This window comes from Bradyrhizobium sp. 4 (genome assembly GCF_023100905.1).
Taxonomy (GTDB): domain Bacteria; phylum Pseudomonadota; class Alphaproteobacteria; order Rhizobiales; family Xanthobacteraceae; genus Bradyrhizobium.
In genome coordinates, this window is sequence record NZ_CP064686.1 from 7022389 (window position 1) to 7044139 (window position 21751).

The following is a 21751-nucleotide window of genomic DNA, read 5'->3' on the forward strand; positions in this document are numbered from 1 at the left end:
ACGCGCGCTTCCGTCGCAAAATGGAAGAGCAACCAATTCGAATCTCGTCTGTTGTCGACCGGCACAATCACTGCCGGAGGATAAACTATGTCACGTCTAATTTCGCTCGCTGCGGCTCTCCTGCTGCTCGGATCGGTACCCGTAAGCGCGCAGTCGCAAAAGGCACAAAGCGGCCCGGGCAACAATGCGGTCAACAGCTCTGATCACAACAACTCCAACGCACCGGTCGCAGGCCGCAACAGCTTCACCGAGGGCCAGGCGAAGTCGAAGATCGAGGGCGCGGGCTATTCCAATGTTTCCGGCCTGCAAAAGGACGACAACGGCGTCTGGCGCGGCAAGGCCGACAAGGCCGGGACCAAGGCGGACGTGAGCGTCGATTTCCAAGGCAACGTGAACCCCGCCAAGTAAGGAGGATAAAACATGACCACCACCATTTCTCGACTCTATGACACCTATTCGGATGCGGAACGTGCGGTCAGCCGCCTGGAGGCCGCGGGCGTGCCGCACTCCGACATCAGCATCGTCGCGAACAATTCCGATAATTGGTACGGCTCATCCACCGGCAAGGTCGACCGCGATCGCGACGGCGTCGACGATCGCGCCGAAGGCGCCGGCACGGGTGCCGGCATCGGCGCGGGCCTCGGAAGCGCGGCGGGCCTGCTTGCAGGACTCGGCTTGCTGGCCATTCCGGGACTCGGACCGGTGGTTGCCGCCGGATGGCTGGCTTCGACCGCAGTTGGTGCCGCGGCCGGCGCCGCGACGGGCGGCATCGTCGGCGCGCTGACCGAAGCCGGCGTCTCCAAGGACGATGCGTCGCGCTACGCGGAGGGCGTCCGTCGTGGCGGAACGCTGGTATCGGCGCGGGTCCCCGACCAGGACCGCTCACGGCTCGATGCTCTTCTGCACGAAAAGGCCGTGAACCTGCAGGAACGGAGCACCGCCTGGCAAAAATCCGGCTGGAACGGCTTCGATGCCGCAAGCCCGCCGCTGTCGCCTGACGATGTCGGCCGTGAGCGCGAGTTGTACGGCAATGGGATGCGGGGCAGATAAGGATCCGCGAACCAAAACGACAGCACGAGGAGGCTCCACTCAGGTGGAGCCTTTTTCGTCATACACCTCTCTCGTTCCGCGAGCGTGCGGCGGGCATCTCGCAGCGCTCACCGGCGTATTCCGCCTGAGCAGGGCCACATGCTTTCGCTGCTCGGGTAAAGCGCTTTCGATACCCCTCCTTCCAGTATAGCTTTCGACCCTAGAGGAAACGCCGCGAAGACGGCACGAGGTCGCGCATGCTGGACAGGACCAAGGATATTGCCGCATCCGCGCAGGCCTGGCTCGACGAATTTGAGCGCACGCTTGGCGCACCCGATGGCGCTGGGCTGGATCGTCTTTTCCTCGCCGACAGCTATTGGCGCGACGCGCTGGCACTCAGCTGGAACCTGCAAACGATCGCCGGCGGCGATTCGATCAAGCGGGAGCTGACAACGCTCGCCGCACGGGTCGCGCCGGGCAGCTTCAAGATCGCGCCGAACCGGGCGCCGCCGCGCTGGGTCACGCGTGCCGGGACCAACACGATCGAGGCGATCTTCAATTTCGAAACCGCATTGGGACGCGGCAGCGGCATCGTCAGGCTTGTGCCCGACGCCGCCGACGGCGACCGCCTGAAAGCGTGGACGCTCCTTACCGCGCTCGACGAGCTCAAGGGCTTCGAGGAGCAGCTCGGCACCTCGCGGCCGCGCGGCCAGGCCTATTCGCGCGACTTCCGTGGACCGAACTGGCTCGACCTGCGCAACGCCTCGCGCGACTACGCCGCTCGCGATCCTACCGTGCTGGTGGTCGGCGGCGGCCAGGCCGGACTCGCGATTGCGGCGCGGCTGAAGCAGTTGAAGATCGACAGCCTGATCGTCGATCGCGAGGCACGGATCGGGGACAATTGGCGCAAGCGCTACCACGCGCTGACCCTGCACAACCAGGTGCAGGTCAATCATTTGCCCTACATGCCGTTTCCTCCGAGCTGGCCGACCTATATTCCCAAGGACAAGCTCGCCAACTGGTTCGAAGCTTATGTCGAGGCGATGGAGCTCAACTTCTGGACCGACACCGAATTCGAAGGGGGCGCCTATGACGATGCCAAGGGCAATTGGACCGTCACGTTGCGACGTGCTGACGGTGGCAAACGGACCATGCACCCGCGCCATGTGGTGATGGCAACCGGTGTCAGCGGCATCGCCAATGTGCCTTTCATCCCGACACTCGACAACTTCAAGGGCACGCTGCTGCATTCGAGCCGCTACGAGGACGGCGAACACTGGACCGGCAAGCGCGCCATCGTCATCGGCACCGGCAACAGCGGTCACGACATCGCGCAGGATCTTCACTCCAGCGGCGCCGAAGTGACGCTGGTGCAGCGTTCACCTACGCTCGTCACCAATATCGAGCCGTCGGCCCAACTCGCTTATGCGACCTACAATGAGGGCACGCTCGAGGACAACGATCTGATCGCGACCTCGATGCCGACACCGATTGCGAAGAAGACCCATGTGATGCTGACGGAGCAGTCGAAGCAGCTCGACAAGGAGCTGCTCGACGGCTTGCGGCGCGTCGGCTTCAAGCTCGATTTCGGCGAGGCCGGCACCGGCTGGCAGTTCAAATATCTCACCCGTGGGGGCGGCTATTATTTCAACGTCGGCTGCTCCAACCTCATCGTCGAAGGCGCGATCAAGCTCAGGCAGTTTTCCGAGATCGAGAGCTTCGTCGCCGAGGGCGCCCGGATGAAGGACGGCGCGACTATTGCCGCCGATCTGATCGTGCTCTCGACCGGCTACAAGACGCAGGAATATCTGGTGCGGAAACTGTTCGGCGACGGCGTCGTCGACCGGGTCGGCCCTATCTGGGGCTTTGGCGACGGCCTCGAGCTGCGCAACATGTATGCACGCACCAGGCAGCCCGGCCTCTGGTTCATCGCCGGCAGCCTCGCGCAATGCCGGATCAACTCGAAATATCTCGCGCTCCAGATCAAGGCGATCGAGGAAGGGATTTTGGGGCGTGAGGCGGGCGCAATTTGAGCCTCCTCGTCATTGCGAGCGCAGCGAAGCAATCCAGTGTCTTTCCGCGGACACAGTCTGGATTGCTTCGCTGCGCTCGCAATGACAGTGTGGAAACGATCGCGCATCGCCGACACCAATAAGAGGAGAACACCCATGCCAGCCATTCTCGGCACCGGCGAGCACCGCTACCGCGTCGTTGAAAATTTCGCAAAGCTGCCGGACGGATGGCAGCTCACCGACGTCGCTTCGGTCGCCGTCGACAGCAAGGACCGCGTCTACGTCTTCAACCGCGGGGCCCATCCGATGGTGGTGCTGGACCGCGAGGGCAATTTCTTGCGCAGTTGGGGCGAAGGCCTGTTCTCGCGCGCCCATGGCCTGCACATCGATGCCGACGACAATCTCTATTGCACCGATGACGGCGACCACACCGTGCGCAAGTGCAGCACAGACGGCAAGGTGCTGCTGACGATCGGCATTCCCGAGAAACCGTCGCCGTTCATGAGCGGCGATCCCTTTCACCGCTGTACCCACACCGCGCTGTCGCCGAAGGGCGAAATCTACGTCTCCGACGGCTATGGCAATGCGCGCGTGCACAAGTTCACGCCCGGCGGCAAGCTGATGACAAGCTGGGGCGAGCCCGGCACCGACCCCGGCCAGTTCAACATCGTGCACAACATCGCCACCGATGCGGACGGCTTTGTCTATGTCGCCGACCGCGAGAACCATCGCGTTCAGGTGTTCGACGGCAACGGCAAGTACGAGACGCAGTGGAACAATCTGCACCGCCCTTGTGCGCTATGCCTTTGCGGTGGGGCTAAGAGCCCGACCTTCGTTATCGGGGAACTCGGCCCTGGCCTGGCGGTCAACCGCAAGGTACCCAATCTCGGCCCGCGGTTGTCGATCGTGGACGCCAAGGGCAACCGCATCGCGCGGCTCGGCGGCGAGGCAGGCCCGGGCGTTGCGAGCGGAAAATTCCTGGCACCGCACGGCGTTGCACTGGATTCCAGGGGCGACATCTATGTCGGCGAGGTCGGCGTCACCGACTGGAAGACCAGCTTTCCGGATGAGGAGATGCCGGCCGCGGTGCGCGCGACGCGATGTTTGCAGAAGCTGGAGCGGGTGCGGGAGTAGCTGCCTCGGCACATCCACATCGCGCTGTCAGGACGACGCTGCCTCCGCGGCCTCGGACCTGGAATCACGGCGTTTTTCGCGCTTTGCCACCCCCCGGCCGCGTTGCTTGCGCCGGAATAAGTCGCTCAACGGGCTTCACAATCCCGTCACGCTGCATGTAGTATGTCAGTTACGTGCTGCTTCGCAGCGTACATTGGAGGCCAGGAGCGTTACTTGAACGCACATGTCTCGCAAGGCCATTGGCCGGTGTTGGTGCTGAATGCGGACTTCCGGCCGCTGAGTTACTACCCACTGTCTTTGTGGTCGTGGCAGGACGCGATCAAGGCGGTATTCCTCGACCGCGTCAACATCGTCGCGCATTACGATCAGGCGGTCCATAGCCCCACGCTGCAAATGCAGCTACCGAGCGTGGTCTCGCTCAAATCCTTCGTCAAGCCGACCACCCACCCTGCCTTCACCCGATTCAACGTCTTCCTGCGCGATCGTTTCGCCTGCCAATATTGCGGCTCGCCCGAAGACCTCACCTTCGACCACATCATCCCGCGCAGCAAAGGCGGCCAGACCACCTGGGAGAATGTGGTTGCGGCGTGCTCGCCCTGCAATCTGCGCAAGGGCAATCTGACGCCGGTGCAGGCCAGGATGTTTCCACGCCAGCACGCGTTCGCGCCGACCGTGCACCAGCTCCACCGTAACGGCCGGCTGTTCCCACCGAACTATCTGCACGACAGCTGGCTGGATTATCTCTACTGGGATACGGAGCTGGATCCGTAGCGTCGGCGTGCAGGCCCTCGGCAGTCCATCGTTGACTCGCGCCGCTCAACGCCGGGAGAGATCAGCGAGCTTCGCTATCTGCGCGCCTGCTCCAGATCGATCTGATAGACAGAAATCCGGTCGATCTCGAATGCGACGGTAGGCGGCGACTCCGCGTCGACCGGACCGACGCCGAGAAAGAATCTCGATCCGATCGCGAGATTGACGATCATGTACATGGGATCGTCGAAACCGATCGGCACCTTGATGTCGGACACCGGCCTGCGATCGATGAAATAGACCAGGCGATCCTCCTCCCACAGCACGCCGTAAGTGTGGAATGCGCTCGACGCGTCGCCGACCGCGAAGTCGAAGCCGCAGGACTGGATCTTCTGGGTCGAGGGAATCCGCCAATGCGTCGTCATCACGAGATCACCCGGCTTTTCGCCGCGGCCTTCCAGCACGTCGACCTCCGGCGGCCAGCCGCCGTCATCCGCCAGCATCCAGAACGCCGGCCATACCGCATGTCCGACCGGCACCTTGGCGCGGATCTCGAAATAGCCGTGCTTCTGCGCGAACGTGCCCTGGGTCGTCAGTATCCCGGAGATGTACTCGTTGTCGAACAGCACCGGCTTCAAGCCCGGCGGCGTGCGGCTGGCGACGATCGACAGCACGCCGTCCTTGACCTTGAAGGGATCGAGCCCGAGCGGCGCCGCCGCGCGCCCGGCGTAGCGCGGATCGACATAGATCTGTTGCTCGCCATTGGCGCTGGTCTTGCGCTTGAACTCGGAGCCGTCGCCGCCCCAATAGCGCGCCTCCGGCCAGGCCGCACCGCCAGCGTAATGCGGCACCCAGCGTCCGTTCGCCAGCGGATGCTCGTCAAAATCCTCATTGAAGGTCCGGCGTAGCGGCAAGAAGACCAGCGAGGCCGGATTGACCTCCTCCAGCCGACGGCACTCGATGGTGGAGGGATCGGTCGTGACCTGCAGCGACATGCTCACCGGGGCACCGTCGAGATCGTCCTGCGCGATGGCCGGCGCAGGCACTACGCAGAGACCGATCGCAGCAAGAGCGCCCCTCGTCCAACGCGCGATCATCACCGCTCTTCGAAGATGCCAGAGGAAGGGCGGAAGTTAGCTCGCCCATATCGGGACGGGCAAGAGCGGGCCCGCGACCGCGCGCCAATTCGGGAGCGCCACCCGCCCACGCCATCCGGATTTTCGTGCACTTATAAAAAATGGAGCACCGCGCGCGGCAGGCGACCGGCGGGTCTCCCTCGGGGACGGAACTCGAAGCGCCGGCATCCGTTCAGAGTCGAGGCCGGATGTCGCGCGGACGCCAGTTGTCCGCGACAGACATATCCGGCCCCGCCACAGCACAAGGGGAGAATAGTGATGGCCACAAGCGAGACGGATCACGTCTACAAGATCCTGGAACTGGTCGGATCGTCCGAGACTTCGATCGAGGATGCGATCAAGAACGCGGTCAGCCGGGCCGCAAAGACCGTTCGCGAGATGAAATGGTTCGAGGTTGTGCAAACGCGCGGCCATATCGAGAATGGTGCCGTGCGCCACTACCAGGTGACGCTGCGGGTCGGCTTCACGCTGGATGAGTAAGGCAGAAAACGCCGGGCGAAGCCGACGCCCGACGCCAGCCTGGTTAGCTCGACAATAGCTCCGTCCATTGCCGAGGATTGTTCCAACCGGAAGCGCACAATCCGCGCGGATGTTGCAACAGGCCGTTAAGGCCAAAGTGAGAGGTTTGCGCCGAAATGGAGCAAGCCTGATGACCACGGGTCGCGAACTCGGAAAGACTCGCCTTCCGCTCTGGGCAGCGGGTTTCGTCATCTTGACCTGCTTCGCCATCCTCGGCTTGAGCGCCTGGCGTGAATGGGAAACACGCGATGCAGATCTCAAGAACGCCGAGATCGACGTCGCCAATCTGGCGCATTCGCTGATCCAGCACGCGGACGACACCTTCGAACTCGTTGATACGATCCTCGTCGGGCTGGTCCATCGGCTCGAAATCGACGGCACGGGTCCGGACACGATTACCAAGCTTCAGGCCTATCTGCCGACACGGAAATCGTCAGACCGCATCCGCGGCATCTTCGTTTATGACGCGACCGGGCAGTGGCTTGCCACGACCGAGCGGCTCGACTTCTCCAAGCTCAACAACAGCGACCGCGGATACTTCCAGCGTCATCGCGACTCGCCCGAGATGGGCACGTTGATCGGAGCGCCCGTGAAGAGTCGAGCCGGCGGCCAATGGGTCGTCACCGCGTCCCGCCGGATCAACGATGCCGACGGCGGCTTCGCCGGCGTTGCCCTGCTCACGATCGACGTCAGCTATTTCGTCAAGTTCTACGAGCGGTTTGACATCGGTCCGAACGGCTCGACGTCGCTGCTCAACGATAGCGGTATCATGCTGGCGCGCAGCCGCGACGACAGCGGCGCCTTTGTCGGACGCGACCTGTCCAACGCGCCCTTGTTCAAGGGATGGGAAAGTCGTCCCGCCGCAGCAGTCTACTATTTCAAGTCGCCGCTCGATGGGGTCCAGCGGCTTAGCTACTACCAACGCAGCAGCCGCTATCCCCTGATGGTGCTGGCGAGCAAGTCGCGGGACGACGTGCTGGCGCCCTGGCGGCAAGCCGCGGCAGCGCGCACCACCTTCGTCCTCGGCCTCGTGCTGCTGATCGCGGTGATCGGCTTCTACCTGGTCCGTCAGCTCGTACAGCGGCAGCGCATGGCCCAGGCCCTCGTCGTCAACGAAGCAAACTTCCGTCTGTTAGCCGAGCAATCCAGCGACATGGTGACCCGGATCGGGCTGGACAACCGGCTGCTCTACGTTTCCCCCTCGTGCGTACGCATCACGGGCTGGTCGTCCGACGAACTGCTGTCCACCTCGGCCCTGGCCGGCATTCACGCCGACGACATGGAGCGGGTCGAGCAGGCTATCGCCGCGCTGAGGAATGGCGAGGCCGAGGAGGCGCGGTTCGTCTATCGCCAGCGTCACCGCGACAAGGGCGAGATCTGGGCGGAGGCGGCGTTGCACGTGACCCTGGCGTCGGACAGCGGCGAGATCGACGGCGTCGTCGCGGTGGTGCGCGACATGACGGAGCAGAAGGATCTTCAGGACAAGCTCGCCTCACTCGCAACGACCGACGGCCTTACCGGCCTCGCCAACCGGCGCACATTCGACGAGCGTCTCGCGGACGAATGGGCGCGCGCCAGGCGCGACGGCACGCAGCTCTCGCTCCTGCTGATCGATGTCGATCATTTCAAGAAGTTCAACGATCATTACGGCCATCTGGCGGGCGACGGATGCCTGCGCGCGCTGGGCCGGATCCTGTCAGCCCACACCAAGCGCCCGGCCGACCTCGCGGCACGCTACGGTGGCGAAGAATTCGCCGTGCTGTTGCCGAACACCGGTCCCGAGGGCTGCGCCGAGGTCGGCGATGGGATTCGCAAGGCGCTGCACGATCTCGCCATGCTGCATGCGCAAAGTCCCCCCTCCCGCCTGGTGACCGCAAGCGTTGGCGGCGCGACGAGTCTTCCATCCCAAACCACGGCGGACTGCAGCACGCTGGTCGCCGCCGCCGACCGCGCGCTCTACGCCGCCAAGGACAACGGCCGTGACCGGCTTGTGATGTCGGGACAGGTCGTTCCCTGGCCCGCCAGGAGCGCGTGACGGATCGACCGTTGCGCCGGATTTGTCGCCTGCGTCCCAGCGCGTTATGACTTGGATCACGGCCGGATGTTCGGCCAATCCGAGAGTGCCGCTGTGACTGGTGGAATCAAACTTGTCCTCTTCGACATGGACAATGTCCTCTGCGACTACGACAGGGCAAAGCGTGTCGTATGGCTGGCGAAGCTTGCGGGGACCACGAACGAATCCGTCCACAAGGCGATCTGGGACAGCGGCTTCGAGCTGTTCGGCGATTCCGGCACTCTCGACGCCGCGGACTATTTGCGGGGTTTCGGCGAGCGCATCGGCTATCCGCTGTCACTGGACGAGTGGATCGAGGCGCGACGCCGTTCAATGCAGGCCGATCATGCGATGCTGGAGATTGCCGGCAGCTTGCGTCAAACCGTCGACATTGCCGTCCTGACCAACAACACCACGCTGGTCGCCGACCATGTCGCTGCGCTGCTGCCGGAATTGCCGCCGCTGTTCGGCAAGCGAATCTACGCCTCGGCCCGGTTCAAGACGGCGAAGCCGGACCCGCGCTGCTTCCGCCTCTGTCTGTCGGAGCTCGACGTCAAACCGGAGAGCGTCCTGTTCGTCGACGATCTCATGGCCAATGTCGCCGGCGCGCGAGAGGCGGGCCTGTTCGCGCATCACCACACCTCGGTTGAGGCTTTCAAGCAGGCCCTGTCGGAGCACGGCCTGCTTCACGCTTGAATGCGCGCTCCGCTTTTCCCGGCGTCAGGCGAGATGGCACGCCACAAAGTGCCCGCCCGCTCCCTCCTTCAGCTCCGGTGCGCTTTCCGCGCAACGCGGCTGGGCGATAGGACAGCGGGTGTGGAAGTGGCACCCCGACGGCGGCTTCATCGGGCTCGGAACGTCGCCCTTGAGGCGGATGCGCTCGCGCTTGAGCTTGGGATCGGGCACCGGCACCGCTGACAACAGCGCCCTCGTGTAGGGATGCTGCGGATTGCGGTAGAGGTCGCTGGCCTTGGCGAGCTCGACGATACGACCAAGATACATCACCGCGACGCGGTCGGAGATGTGCTCGACCACCGACAAATCGTGCGCGACGAAGAGATAGGTGAGGTTCAATTCAGCCTGGAGATCTTCCAGCAAGTTGATGACTTGCGCCTGGATCGAGACATCGAGCGCGGACACCGGTTCGTCGCAGACGATCAGTTTCGGCTCGACCGCGAGCGCGCGCGCGATCACGATGCGCTGGCGCTGGCCGCCGGAAAACTCATGCGGATAGCGGCGCATGTGCTCGGCCTTGAGACCGACCTTCACCAGCAGGCTCGCAACGCGATCCTCGCGCTCCTTGGCCGATGAGCCGAGCTTGTGGATGACGAGCGCCTCGCCGAGGATGGCGCCGACCGTCATGCGCGGATTGAGGGAGGCGAACGGATCCTGGAACACGAGCTGCATGTTCCGCCGCATCGCGCGCAAATCGGTGCCGCCGAGCTGGCCGACATCCTGGCCGTCGAACACGACCTCGCCGTCGGTCGGCTCGATCAGGCGCAGCACGCAGCGTCCCGTCGTCGACTTCCCGCAGCCGGATTCGCCGACGAGGCCGAGCGTCTCGCCGCGATTGACCGAGAACGAGACCCCGTCGACCGCATAAACGCTGCCGACCTGACGCGACAACAGGCCGCCATGCACGGGGAAATGTTTCTTCAGGCCGCTGACGCGGAGCAAGGGCTCGGTCATGCTGCGCCTCCCAACTGCGTATCTCCCAGATGACAGGCCATGCGGTGGCCGGGCGCGATCTCGCGCAGCAACGGCTCCCTCTCGGTGCAGACGCTCATGGCGTGGCGGCAGCGCGGCGCGAAGCGGCAGCCGACCGGCGGATTGATCAGGATCGGCACCGAGCCGCCGATCGCCTCCAGCCGCACCTTGTGCTCGCTGGCGAGATCGATGCGCGGGATCGAGCGGATCAGTCCCTGGGTATAGGGATGGCCGGGATTGCCGAAGAGCTCGTCGACAGACGCCTCCTCCACCACCTTGCCGGCATACATCACGACGACGCGCTGCGCGGTCTCGGCGACGACGCCCATGGCATGGGTGATCAGCATCACCGCCATGCCGAAACGTTCCTTCATGTCCTGGAGCAGGTCGAGGATCTGCGCCTGAATGGTGACGTCGAGGGCCGTGGTGGGCTCGTCGGCGATGATCAGCTTCGGCTTGCAGGCGAGCGCCATCGCGATCATCACGCGCTGGCGCATGCCGCCGGAGAACTGATGCGGATAGTTGTGCACCCGGCCTTCGGCATTGGGAATCTGCACCAGCTTGAGCATCTCGATGGTGCGCTCGAGCGCCTGTTTCCTGGTGACGTTCTCATGGCGGCGCAGGCTTTCGGCGATCTGCTCGCCGATGGTCAGCACCGGATTGAGCGAGGTCATCGGCTCCTGGAAGATGAAGCCGATCTCCTTGGCGCGGATCTCGTCGAGCTGACTGCTCGTCAGCGGCACGAGATCGCGGCCTTCGAAGATGATCTCGCCCGCCGCGATGCGGCCCGGCGGCATCGCGATCAGCTTCAGGATCGACATCGCGGTGACGGTCTTGCCGCAGCCGGATTCGCCGACGACGCAGAGCGTCTCGCCGCGATTGATGGAGATGTCGACACCGTCGACGGCCTGGAGGATGCCGTCGTCGGTGGAGAAGTGGGTTTTCAGTCCCTTGATCTCGAGCAGCGGCGCCATCAGATCACCCGCCGCGCATCGAGCGCGTCACGCAGGCCATCGCCGATGAAGTTGATGGCGACCACCGCGATGAAGATCGCGCCGCCCGGAAACAGCGCCCAGTGCGGGCCGATGTCGAGAAAGTCCTTGGCATCATAGAGCAGCCGGCCCCAGGTCGGGGTATCCGGAGGGAAGCCGAGGCCGAGGAAGGACAGCGTCGATTCCGCGATGATGGCGGCGGCCACGTCGATGGTGCCGGCGATGATCACCGGACCCAGCGCATTAGGCAGGATATGGCGCACTACCTGCCGCACCGGGCTTGCCCCGAGCGCGCGCGCGGCTTCGACGAATTCCTTCTCGCGGATCGACAGGAACTGCGCCCGAACGAGCCGGGCGACGGGCATCCAGCGCAAGCCACCGATCACGAGCACGATCAGGATGAAAATGCCGCCCTCGGGGCCGAAAGCGGCCTTCAGCCCGTCGCGGAAGAGATAGATCAGCAGCAGCAGCAGGGGCAATTGCGGCAGCGACAGAAAGAGATCGGTGAGCCACATCAGCCCATGACCGAGCGCGCCGCGCGACATGCCAGCGAGCGCGCCGATCAACACGCCGACAAAGACCGAGACCAGCATCGCGGCGAGACCGACCGCGAGCGAGATGCGCCCGCCATAGATCATGCGGGCGAGGATATCCTGCCCGAGATCGTCGGTGCCAAAGGGATGGGCCAGCGACGGCCCCTGCATGCCCGCCACGATATCGATGTCGTCGATCTTGACCCGCCAGACGAAGGGGCCGACCACCACCGCCAGGATCAGAACGAGGAGCAGGAACGCACTGACCACGGCAAGCTTGTGCCGGCTATAGCGCCGCCACGTCTCGCGCCAGGGCGAGTAGACGCGCCGCTCAGCGGAGGGAGATGCGAGGGTCAAGCCAGCCATAAAGAACGTCCGCGATGAGATTGAACAGCACGACCAGGCACGCAAAGACGAAGGTGACGGCCATCACCACCGGCGTGTCGTTGGAAAGGATGGAGGAGATCAGCAGCGAGCCGATGCCGGGGATGCGGAAAATCTGCTCGGTGACGATCGCGCCGCCGAACACCGCCGGGATTTGCAACGCAATCAGCGTGACGACCGGGATCATCGCGTTGCGCATCACGTGCTTGATGATCACCCGCCGCTGGCCGATGCCCTTGGCGCGCGCGGTGGTGACGTAGTCGAGCCGGATGACGTCGAGCATCGCCGAGCGCACGAAACGTGTCATCGACGCAGCCTGGAACAGGCCGAGCACCGCCACCGGCATGATCGCCTGACGGATCATCTCCAGCACCCAGTGAATACCAGTGCCCTTGATGTCGGTCGTGTAGACGAAAGGCAGCCAGTCCAGCGTGACCGAGAAGATCAGGATGAACAGGATGCCGGTGAAGAAGGTCGGCAGCGAGAAGCCGACAAAGGCGAGCGTGTTGGCGACCTGGTCGAACAGCGAATAAGGTTTCGTCGCGGCATAGACCCCGACCGGGATCGCGATCAGGAGCGCCAGAATCTGCGCCGAGCCGATCACGTAGAGCGTTGTGGGCAGTCGCTGGAGAATGAGCGTGTCGACGTTCATCCGGCTGACGAAGGAGAAACCCCAGTCGCCGTGCAGCATGGCGTTGAGCCAATGCAGGTAACGAAGGTAGATCGGATCGTCGAGGCCGAACTTCGCCCGAAGCGCGAGAGCGACTTCGGGCGGCACGTTCGGATTGGTCGCCAGCTCCGAGAAGGGATCGCCCGGGGCGAGTGCGAGCACGACGAACAGCACCAGCGAGATTCCGAGCAGGCTCGGAATCGCGATCAGGAGGCGACGCAGGACATACTGGCTCATGAAGAAGGACCGCTCTAGGCGTGCGTGATCATTCTTCGCGGTACCAGTCGAACAAATTGTCGGTCTCGTTGGCCCAGCCGGAAACGACCGGGCGCAGATTGTTGGCGGCCGCCTCGACCTTCAGGCGGTGCTGTACCGGGATGAAAACGATGTCCTGGTACATGAGATCATTGGCCTTGATGTAGAGCGCCGCGCGCTTGACCGGATCCATCTCGCCGTCCGCGGCCAGGATCGTCGCGTCGTACTCCTTGTTGACCCAGCGCGGGAAGTTGGTGCCCTGCCACTTGTTCTCCTTGGTGGCGACGAGGTTCGAAAGGTAGCGACGCATATGCTGCGACGGATCGGGCTGGCTCAGCGGGATCTGGAACATCTCCATGTCGGCGTAGAACTTGGAATAGGTATCGGGATTGCCGACGTCGGAGGAGAAGAACACGGAGGCGACGACCGATTTCAGCTCGACGTCGATGCCCGCCTTCTGGCACGCCTGCTTGACGATCGCCTGCGTCTTCTGGCGCGGCCCGTTGATCGCGGTCTGGTAGAGGAGCTTCAGCTTCTTGCCGTCCTTCTCGCGGATGCCGTCGGCGCCCGGCTTCCAGCCGGCGTCGTCCAGGATCTTCGAGGCCTTCTCGACGCTGAACTCCCACGAGGTGTTCTTGGACACGAATTTTTCGGGCCCGTTGAGGAAGTTGGCGGTGGTACGGCCAGCGCGGCCGTAGATCGCCTTCTTGACTGACTCGCGATCGATCAGCAGCGAGAGCGCCTTGCGCACCGCTGGATCAGAAAACAGCGGGTGCTTGGTCTTGATCGAGGAGCGTTCGCCATCGACCTCGGTGTTGGGATCGGTGAAGTTCAGCGCGATGAATTCGGTGTCGCCACCCACGGCGTAGACGGTCTTTCCCTTGCCGCCCTTCTCCAGGCGCAGCAGCACGTCGTCCTCGACCTGAATGTTCCAGCCGAAATCATATTCGCCGGTCTGGATCACCGCGCGCGCGGCAGAGACGGCGTCGCCGCCGCCCTTCATCTCGATCGAATCGAAATAGGGCCGGTTCGCCATGTGATAATCGGGATTGATCACGCCGCGGACAAGATCGCCCGGCTTGAACTCGACGAACTTGTAGGGGCCGGTGCCGACCGGCGAGAGGTTGGTCGGCGCCTCCCGCGACTTGGACCCCATATAGTCCTTGAACAGATGTTTCGGGATGATGGTATTGGGAGCCCCGACAAAAGCGTCGGCCCAGAACGGCGTCGGCTTGTTGAAGAGGATGCGGACCGTGAGGTCGTCCACCTTCTCGACAGTGATGTCGCGGAGCGTCGCGATCGTCAGCGCGGAGGTCGCCGGATCCTTGGCATATTCCCAGTTGAAGACGACGTCGTCGGCCGTGAACGGCGTGCCGTCGTGCCATTTGACGCCGGGCTTGAGCTTCCAGGTCACCGACTTGCCGTCGGCGGCGAGGCCACCGTTCTGGATCGAGGGAGTTTCGGCGGCCAGAACCAGCTTCATGTTGCCGTCGGGATCCCAACAGGCGAGCGGCTCGTAGAACAGGCGCGCGCCGTCCTGGTCCTTGGTGCCGGTGGCAAAATGCGGATTGAGCAGGGTGGGCCCCTGCCACCACAGCAGCTTGAGCGCACCACCGCCGCCGCGCTTGGTCGGCTTGTAGGTCGAGGCGCCCTCAGCCATCGCGACGCCGCCAAGCGCGAGGATCTGGTTGGCCAAAGGCGCGGTGAGACCCACGGCAGCCAGGCGCTGAATGAAGCCGCGGCGATCCATTCGCCCGTCCTTCACGTCACCGATCATCGAACGCAGTTCTTTATCCAGCATGGTTGTCCCCGTCTGGTTCCCGTATGGATGCAGGCGGTCGCGCGGGGCGACCACCAAGTTGGCTGGCGGTAGATGGCACACCGAATGGGCCGCGCGTCAACCGGGACCGTGTGTATGCAAACGGTCTTCTGACTGTCTGTTGGGCAAAATCATATTCCGCAGCCCATCCGTTCGGCAATCCAGCATCAAAACACGCTGAATTCCGCGCTGCACTGCAGAAAATTTGATCGCCGGATCAGACGAAGTATCGAGGCGAAATTCTACGCTACGGACATGTCGAGCGGCGGCGCGACGTTGTCTGGCAGCGGACAGACGTAAGGCGTCTTGGCCGTCCGCTTCTTAAGGTCAGCCTTGGCAGCCTTGATCAGCTCCGGGTCCGTCAGCGCCTTGATGCCGATGCCGGCCATCGCCTTGGCGGCCTGCACCATGGCCTTGTGGGCATGCGCGCTCTTGCCCTGCGCGACCACCTGCCAGGTGTGGAAGGGCGTACCGATTGCAACCGTGGGTGCGTGAACCTGCACGGTCGGCACCACCCAGCTCACGTCGCCGACGTCGGTCGAACCGACCAGCGGATTGCGCTTGGCATCGAGTGGCACCAGGAAGTCAGCCAGCGGCCGGTCGGTCGGCTCCATGCCGATCGCGTAATAGACCGACTCGATGTCCTTGTCGCTCAGCGTCGCGCGGATCTCCGTGGCAAAGCCCTTGTCTGCGTCGTCGAAATGCGGCGGTCCGAGCTCTTCCATGACCCGGTGCAGCGCGTGCTCCAGCGGCGTGTTCGGCAGGATGTTGGAAACCGCGGAGATGATCTTCATCTCGACCTTGGTCTCGGTCATCAGCGCCGCGCCGTCCGCGATCTTGCTCACGCGTCCGACCAGCTCGTTCATGCCGGGCAGATCACGGGCGCGGATCGAATAACGCACGCGCGCATGCGCCTGCACCACGTTCGGGGCGATGCCACCGGTGTCGAGCAGCGCGTAGTGCACGCGCGCGTCGCTCGGCATGTGCTCGCGCATATAGTTCACGCCGACATTCATCAGCTCCACGGCGTCGAGCGCGGAGCGGCCGAGATGCGGCGAGGCCGCCGCATGCGAGGTGCGGCCGGTGAAGATGAAGTCGGCGCGGGTGTTGGCGAGTGACGGCGTCACAGCGACTTCCCAGAAGCTGTGCGGATGCCAGGTGATGGCGATGTCGGCGTCTTCAAATGCGCCGGAGCGCACCATGAAGGCTTTTGCCGCGCCGCCCTCCTCCGCGGGGCAGCCGTAATAGCGCACGCGACCCGGCACCTTGTTCTCGGCAAGCCAGTCCTTCACCGCCGTCGCGGCGAGGAGAGCTGCGGAACCGAGCAGATTGTGACCGCAGCCATGGCCGTGGCCACCGGTCTCGACCGGACGATGCTCCGCGACGCCCGCCTCCTGGCTGAGGCCCGGCAGCGCGTCATATTCCCCCATGAATGCAATGACCGGTCCGCCCTCGCCCCATTCGCCCATCACCGCGGTCGGAATGCCCGCGACCTGCTCGGTGATGCGAAAGCCCTGATGACGCAACTCGGCAAGATGCTCGGCGGCGGACCGCGCCTCGGTGTAGCAGACTTCGGGCATGCCCCAGACCTTGTCGCTGAGGTCGATGAAACGTGCCTTGATCGCGTCGATGCCACGCCAGATGTCGCTGCGGTTGTCCATGCTTCGGTCCGTGATCTCTAGGTCAAACGAAGCGGCAATGGTTAGCAGCTTCATTGTACGGCGCCTAGCACCTCGCCGGACAGCAGCCATGCGGTCAATGCCGGAGAGCCGCCCGACCGACCGACCGTGCATAACCGGTCCTGTGCCTTTGAAAGATTTCACACGGCGTTCTCTGGAATAGTTAGGAACGAGGCTTTCAAGACGGCCTCCTCCAGCCTAAATTATGCGTGCTTCGTGCGTCGTTCCGCTAGCCACGGCGGAGCGATGCTCTCAGCCAGGAGAACTCGATGCCCGCCCTGACCGAATGGAGAGTGCCGCCGGCCAATCAACCGCGTGCGAGCGATTACGGTTTCGATCTCGACCGCGCGCTCGCCTCCGTCGTCGGCCTGCATGCCATCATCCCGCCGGACGCCTTCAGCGCCGAGACACTGGGGACCGAACGCGCTGGCAACGGCGTCGTGATCGACGATGGGCTGGTGCTCACCATCGGTTATCTCATCACCGAAGCAGAGTCCGTGTGGCTGCATGTCGGAGACGGGCGCGTGGTGGAAGGACATGTGCTCGGCTTCGACGCCGTCACCGGCTTTGGCCTGGTGCAGGCGCTCGGCCAGCTCGACGTCGCCCCCTTGCCGCTCGGTGTCTCGGCCGAGACCCGGCTCGGCGACCGCGTCGTGGTCGGCGGCGCCGGGGGACGCACGCGTTCGGTCGCGAGCCAGATCGTGGCCAAGCAGGAATTCGCCGGCTACTGGGAATATCTGCTGGACGAGGCCATCTTCACCCATCCCGCGCACCCGAACTGGGGCGGCACGGCGCTCCTCAACGAGCGCGGCGAGCTGATCGGCATCGGCTCGCTGCAGCTCGAACGCGAGCGCGACGGCAAGGCCGAGCACGTCAACATGATCGTGCCGATCGACCTGTTGAAGCCGATCCTCGACGATCTGCGCAAGTTCGGTCGCGTCAACAAGCCGGCACGGCCATGGCTCGGACTCTTTTCGACCGAGATCGACAACCGCGTGGTGGTGATCGGAATCTCCGCCAATGGTCCCGCCGCCCGCGCCGAGCTCAAGACCGGCGACGTCATCCTCGCGGTCGACGGCGAGAAGGTCACGAGCCAGACCGGCTTCTACAAGAAGCTGTGGGGCCTCGGCGCCGCCGGCGTCGACGTGCCGCTGACGGTACATCATGAAGGCGTCACCTTCGACGTCACGGTGACCTCGACCGATCGCTTCAAGCTCTTGAAGGCGCCGAAGCTGCACTGACAAGGCGAACTGACGCAGGGAAACGACGATGAGCGAGGCCGTCGTTGACGACATCGTGGCCGTGCTGCCGCCGCTGCTCAATGCGCTGGAAGCGCTCGCATTCTTTCAGCGAAACCTGCACCCGCCGGCCTTCGGCTCCGTGATGAACGCGATCGGCGCTCCCGACGAGGCGCTGCAAACGGCGCGCGCGGCAATCGGAGAATGGCCGGGGCAGTTCACCGGACTGCGCGAGCGGCTCGATCGTGCCTGCGACGAAACGCTCGCCGCCTTTGCCAGCCTGCGCGAGGTTGAGCGTGGCAATGGCGACCTCGTCGCGGTGTTCCGCGCGCTGCGCCATGTGCCGCGCGCGCAGGAAGCACTCTATCCGCTGGCCGTGCAGTTTCCGCCGGTCAGCAGCTTCTTCCTCAACGCCGCCATGCGCGAGAATGCCGACCTGTTGTCGCGGCTCGAAGCCGGCGCGGACGCGCACACCGGCATCATCCACGATCACAACGAGCCCGGCAGCCGCGGCGGCTTTTCGGTCTACGTGCCCGAATATTATACGCCCGATCGCGCCATGCCGCTGGTGGTGGCGCTGCATGGCGGCAGCGGCAACGGCCGCGGGTTTCTGTGGAGCTGGCTGCGCGACGCCCGCAGTCTCGGTGCAATCCTGGTGGCGCCGACCGCGACCGGCCCGACCTGGGCCCTGATGGGTGACGATTCCGACACGCCCAACCTCACGCGCATTCTCGAAACGGTGCGCAGCCGCTGGACCATCGACGCCTCGCGCATGCTGCTGACCGGCATGAGCGACGGCGGCACCTTCTGCTACGTCACCGGGCTCGACGGCGCCTCGCCCTTCACGCATCTCGCGCCAGTCTCGGCGACCTTCCACCCGCTGATGGCGGAGATGGCCGACGCCACACGCCTGCAGCGCCTACCGATCTTCATCACGCACGGCAAGCTCGACTGGATGTTTCCGGTGCAGACCGCGCGGCAGACGCAGGCAGCCCTCGCCGCCGCCGGCGCGAATGTCACCTATCGCGAGATCGACGACCTCAGCCATACCTATCCGCGCGAGATCAACGCGGAGCTGGTGCAGTGGCTGAATGGAGAATGAACGACCTCTCCTTACCTGCGCCGCACTGTCGCGGAACAATCGATCCGGGTCGACGTTATCGCCCGTCATTGGAGGTTTCGCGATGCGGATGTTTCTTGGAATGATTTTGGGCGCGCTGCTGCTCGGCTGCGGCGTGTATGTCTATGACTCCATGCAGACGTCGTCGGTTGCTAATGGCGAGGTCGCGACGACCAATCGCACCATCGTGAACTGGGATGTCGCAAAAGCCGACTGGGACGCGCTGCGCGATCGCGCGCACAAGGACTGGGTCCGCATCTCCTCGAAGTAACGACGTGGTATCGTGAATGAAATGAGGCGCCGTCGCGGGTCCGCGGCGGCGCCTTCGTCTTGCGCGGTGAATATCGCTGGGCTCAGTTCATCTTGGCCTTGCGGGCGTCGGCGATGACCTGCTCGAACTCGTTCATGCTGAGCACGCCCGGCACGCGGTACTTGCCGACGATGAAGGACGGGGTGCCGCGGAAACCGAAGGCTTCGGCCTGCTCGTTGTTGCGCTTGAGCAGAGCGTCGATGTCCTTGGCGTGGTCGGCGAGATCGCGCTTCAACCGATCCATGTCGACGCCGGCGGCCGCGAGCAACTCGTTGATGCGTGGCTCGGTCAGGCGCGAGCTGACGCCCATCATGGCGTCATGGGCCTGGTGGTACTTGTCCTGGAATTTCGCCGCGAGCGCCGCCCGCGCCGCGGTGACCGAGACCGGTCCGAGGATCGGCCAGTCCTTCATCACCAGCCTGACCTTGCCGTCGTCCTGGACGACCTGACGCAACTCGGGCTCGAGCTTGCGGCAATAGGGGCAGTTATAGTCGGACCATTCGATAATACTGATATTCCCGTCGGGATTACCAGCGACGGGAACATCCGGGTCACGCAGCACCTTGGCTTCGGTCAGCACCTCGTCTTCGTCGGTCGCCGCGCGCGCCGAGGTGATTCCACCCGCGACAAGGGCGCCCGCCCCAATCAGCGTCAGCGCCGCGCGCCGCGTCGGCACAAGGGCTTTATTCCTGAATCCAGCCATATCTCGTTCCATTTCGGTCCCATCTCCGTCGATACGGTTCGAGACTGGGAATTGTTACAGCTCATATAGAGTGTCGCGGCGCCGATGTCATCGCACCAGCAGCGTGACCGCCAAGGGCACCAGGAAGGAGGTCACCAAGGCGTTCAGGCTCATGGCGATCCCGGAGAAGACGCCGGCGATCTCGTCGACCTGGAACGCTCGCGCGGTACCGATCCCATGCGCGGCAAGGCCGGCGGCAAAGCCGCGGGCGCGGAAATCGCTGATGCCGGTGCGGTTCATCAGCGGCGTCACGATGATCGCGCCCATAATGCCCGTAAGGATGACCGCAACCGCAGCCAGCGAGGGATCGGCGTGCAGGGATTCGGCGATGCCCATGGCAACACCGGCCGTGACGGATTTCGGCGCGAGCGACAAAACCACTTCGTGCGGCAGACCGGCAAGTTGGGCCAGTAACACCACGGACACCACGGCCGTGACCGATCCCGCGACCAGCGCCACCAGCATCGGCACGATCGAGGCGACGACGCGCTTGCGGTTCTCGTAGAGGGGAACAGCCAGCGCGACCGTCGCGGGCCCCAAAAGGAAATGCACGAACTGCGCGCCGGCGAAATAGGTCGTGTAGGAGGTGCCGGTTAGCAGCAGGAACGCGCCGACGATCCACATCGCATGCAGCACGGGATTGGCGAGCGGATGGCGCCGCGTCGCCAGCGACACCGCGTCCGTACCGGCATAGACCAGCAGCGTCACTGTCAACCAAAGCAGCGGCGACTGCGAGAGATAGACCCAGAGCGAGAATGGATTGTCCTTCATCGCGCGTCCCTCAACAGGCGGCTGACCAGGCGGAAAGTGAGTACGGTTGCGAGCAGGGTGACGACCACCGACAGCGCGAGCACGAGGATGATGGCGATGCCGTGGGACGCGAGCAGATCGAGCTTCTGCACGACGCCGACCCCGGCCGGCACGAACAGCAACGACAGATGCGCGAGCAGACCCTTGCTCGCCGTCTCGACGCCATCACCACGCAGCGGCCCGCGCGCGAGAAGCGCAAAGCGGTCGCGCGCGAGCAGCAGGATGAGGAGCAGCAAGAGGCCAAGCACCGGGCCCGGCATCGGCAGGCCGAGGCCGCGCACGACGGCTTCGCCGATCAACTGGCAGAGAAGAATTAGACCAAGGCTTGCAAGCATGACTTAGGCATCAAGGGATGCGCCGGCGGTCTTGTCAATCGCCGCTATGCAGCGGTCGTGCGCGGCGCTTGCGCAGCCGCAACGCGCGGCAGCATTGCCATCAGCGTCCCGGTCATCATGGCGATCAACGTGACCTTGCCCTCGTGCTCGGCAAATGCCTTTGCCTCGCAAAAGGTCAGCGTGCGGCCGGGCTTGACCACCCCGGCCTTGAAGACGAAACGCTCGCCCCGCGCCGGCGCGAGCAACGTGGTCTTGAACTCGACGGTGAGGATATCGGCCTCGCACGGCATCAGGGTGAAGGCAGCACCACCACAGGCATTGTCGAGTCCTGCGGTAATGATGCCGGCGTGGACAAAGCCGTTCTGCTGTGTGAGGGCCGGCGAATGCAGCATGGCGAGTTCAGCCTCGCCCGGCGCAAGGCGGACGATCGCGATGCCGAGCGTGTGCATTGCCGGCTGGCGATCGAACATGGCGATGGCAGCCGCGCGGTAGCCCGGGTTCTTCGGCTCGTATGCAGCCATGGC

At 64.2% G+C, this 21751-nt stretch carries 22 protein-coding genes; 11 read left to right on the top strand and 11 right to left on the bottom strand.

All coding sequences use genetic code 11. From position 1 onward, the window contains the following. Nucleotides 1–87: 87 nt before the first annotated feature. The 5 genes from IVB45_RS33600 to IVB45_RS33620 all read left to right on the top strand — a co-directional run bounded on the left by IVB45_RS33600 (nucleotide 88) and on the right by IVB45_RS33620 (nucleotide 4946). Nucleotides 88–408 (top strand): PepSY domain-containing protein, encoded by a 321-nt coding sequence (locus IVB45_RS33600; protein ID WP_027565631.1) that lies wholly within the window; start codon nucleotides 88–90, stop codon nucleotides 406–408. Between the two features lie 12 nt (nucleotides 409–420). Then, complete coding sequence (locus IVB45_RS33605) at nucleotides 421–1050, top strand: general stress protein (protein WP_027565632.1); 630 nt, start codon at nucleotides 421–423, stop codon at nucleotides 1048–1050. 236 nt (nucleotides 1051–1286) lie between these two features. Continuing rightward, nucleotides 1287–3062, top strand: a complete 1776-nt coding sequence (locus IVB45_RS33610) for an NAD(P)/FAD-dependent oxidoreductase (protein ID WP_247357785.1) — start codon at nucleotides 1287–1289, stop codon at nucleotides 3060–3062. 135 nt (nucleotides 3063–3197) lie between these two features. Next, complete coding sequence (locus tag IVB45_RS33615; protein WP_247357784.1) at nucleotides 3198–4175, top strand: peptidyl-alpha-hydroxyglycine alpha-amidating lyase family protein; 978 nt, start codon at nucleotides 3198–3200, stop codon at nucleotides 4173–4175. Nucleotides 4176–4388: 213 nt separating this feature from the next. After that, the gene (locus IVB45_RS33620; protein ID WP_247357783.1) at nucleotides 4389–4946 is read left to right on the top strand and encodes an HNH endonuclease; all 558 of its coding nucleotides are present in this window, start codon (nucleotides 4389–4391) and stop codon (nucleotides 4944–4946) included. Between the two features lie 74 nt (nucleotides 4947–5020). Here IVB45_RS33620 and IVB45_RS33625 read toward each other — a convergent pair whose 3' ends face one another. Continuing rightward, a complete protein-coding gene (locus tag IVB45_RS33625; RefSeq protein ID WP_247357782.1) occupies nucleotides 5021–6022 on the bottom strand; it encodes a glycoside hydrolase family 16 protein in 1002 nt (333 codons plus the stop codon). 297 nt (nucleotides 6023–6319) lie between these two features. Between IVB45_RS33625 and IVB45_RS33630 the strand changes: the two genes are divergently transcribed. From IVB45_RS33630 to IVB45_RS33640, 3 genes are all read left to right on the top strand, one after another. Beyond that, nucleotides 6320–6541 (top strand): dodecin, encoded by a 222-nt coding sequence (locus IVB45_RS33630; RefSeq protein WP_018453224.1) that lies wholly within the window; start codon nucleotides 6320–6322, stop codon nucleotides 6539–6541. 169 nt (nucleotides 6542–6710) lie between these two features. Continuing rightward, nucleotides 6711–8615 carry a sensor domain-containing diguanylate cyclase gene (locus IVB45_RS33635; RefSeq protein ID WP_247357781.1) on the top strand — a complete coding sequence of 635 codons (1905 nt, stop codon included), beginning with the start codon at nucleotides 6711–6713 and terminating at the stop codon, nucleotides 8613–8615. 66 nt (nucleotides 8616–8681) lie between these two features. Next, the gene (locus IVB45_RS33640; RefSeq protein ID WP_247357780.1) at nucleotides 8682–9329 is read left to right on the top strand and encodes an HAD family phosphatase; all 648 of its coding nucleotides are present in this window, start codon (nucleotides 8682–8684) and stop codon (nucleotides 9327–9329) included. A gap of 24 nt (nucleotides 9330–9353) precedes the next feature. Here the strand turns inward: IVB45_RS33640 and IVB45_RS33645 are convergent, their stop codons facing one another. The 6 genes from IVB45_RS33645 to IVB45_RS33670 form a co-directional block, all read right to left on the bottom strand. After that, a complete protein-coding gene (locus tag IVB45_RS33645) occupies nucleotides 9354–10322 on the bottom strand; it encodes a dipeptide ABC transporter ATP-binding protein (RefSeq protein WP_247357779.1) in 969 nt (322 codons plus the stop codon). Beyond that, complete coding sequence (locus IVB45_RS33650) at nucleotides 10319–11314, bottom strand: ABC transporter ATP-binding protein (protein WP_007615332.1); 996 nt, start codon at nucleotides 11312–11314, stop codon at nucleotides 10319–10321. The genes IVB45_RS33645 and IVB45_RS33650 overlap by 4 nt, the downstream gene beginning before the upstream one ends. Next, nucleotides 11314–12231 carry an ABC transporter permease gene (locus IVB45_RS33655; RefSeq protein ID WP_007615333.1) on the bottom strand — a complete coding sequence of 306 codons (918 nt, stop codon included), beginning with the start codon at nucleotides 12229–12231 and terminating at the stop codon, nucleotides 11314–11316. The genes IVB45_RS33650 and IVB45_RS33655 overlap by 1 nt, the downstream gene beginning before the upstream one ends. Further along, complete coding sequence (locus IVB45_RS33660; protein WP_007597394.1) at nucleotides 12197–13156, bottom strand: ABC transporter permease; 960 nt, start codon at nucleotides 13154–13156, stop codon at nucleotides 12197–12199. The genes IVB45_RS33655 and IVB45_RS33660 overlap by 35 nt, the downstream gene beginning before the upstream one ends. A 28-nt stretch (nucleotides 13157–13184) precedes the next feature. Further along, nucleotides 13185–14975, bottom strand: a complete 1791-nt coding sequence (locus tag IVB45_RS33665; protein WP_247357778.1) for a peptide ABC transporter substrate-binding protein — start codon at nucleotides 14973–14975, stop codon at nucleotides 13185–13187. Between the two features lie 260 nt (nucleotides 14976–15235). Then, nucleotides 15236–16654 carry a M20 family metallopeptidase gene (locus IVB45_RS33670; RefSeq protein ID WP_247357777.1) on the bottom strand — a complete coding sequence of 473 codons (1419 nt, stop codon included), beginning with the start codon at nucleotides 16652–16654 and terminating at the stop codon, nucleotides 15236–15238. 287 nt (nucleotides 16655–16941) lie between these two features. Here IVB45_RS33670 and IVB45_RS33675 point away from each other — a divergent pair, with 287 nt between their 5' ends. From IVB45_RS33675 to IVB45_RS33685, 3 genes are all read left to right on the top strand, one after another. After that, a complete protein-coding gene (locus IVB45_RS33675; protein WP_247285783.1) occupies nucleotides 16942–17913 on the top strand; it encodes a S1C family serine protease in 972 nt (323 codons plus the stop codon). 28 nt (nucleotides 17914–17941) lie between these two features. Then, the gene (locus IVB45_RS33680) at nucleotides 17942–19012 is read left to right on the top strand and encodes a phospholipase (RefSeq protein ID WP_247357776.1); all 1071 of its coding nucleotides are present in this window, start codon (nucleotides 17942–17944) and stop codon (nucleotides 19010–19012) included. A gap of 82 nt (nucleotides 19013–19094) precedes the next feature. Then, a complete protein-coding gene (locus tag IVB45_RS33685; protein ID WP_027514183.1) occupies nucleotides 19095–19301 on the top strand; it encodes a hypothetical protein in 207 nt (68 codons plus the stop codon). A gap of 82 nt (nucleotides 19302–19383) precedes the next feature. Here the strand turns inward: IVB45_RS33685 and IVB45_RS33690 are convergent, their stop codons facing one another. From IVB45_RS33690 to IVB45_RS33705, 4 genes are all read right to left on the bottom strand, one after another. Further along, a complete protein-coding gene (locus IVB45_RS33690) occupies nucleotides 19384–20043 on the bottom strand; it encodes a DsbA family protein (RefSeq protein ID WP_247357775.1) in 660 nt (219 codons plus the stop codon). A gap of 87 nt (nucleotides 20044–20130) precedes the next feature. Further along, entirely contained in the window at nucleotides 20131–20853 is a 723-nt protein-coding gene (locus IVB45_RS33695) for an LrgB family protein (RefSeq protein WP_027565645.1), read from the bottom strand. Then, nucleotides 20850–21227 carry a CidA/LrgA family protein gene (locus IVB45_RS33700; protein ID WP_247357774.1) on the bottom strand — a complete coding sequence of 126 codons (378 nt, stop codon included), beginning with the start codon at nucleotides 21225–21227 and terminating at the stop codon, nucleotides 20850–20852. The genes IVB45_RS33695 and IVB45_RS33700 overlap by 4 nt, the downstream gene beginning before the upstream one ends. Nucleotides 21228–21271: 44 nt before the next feature. Further along, complete coding sequence (locus IVB45_RS33705) at nucleotides 21272–21748, bottom strand: PaaI family thioesterase (protein ID WP_247357773.1); 477 nt, start codon at nucleotides 21746–21748, stop codon at nucleotides 21272–21274. Nucleotides 21749–21751: the final 3 nt, after the last annotated feature.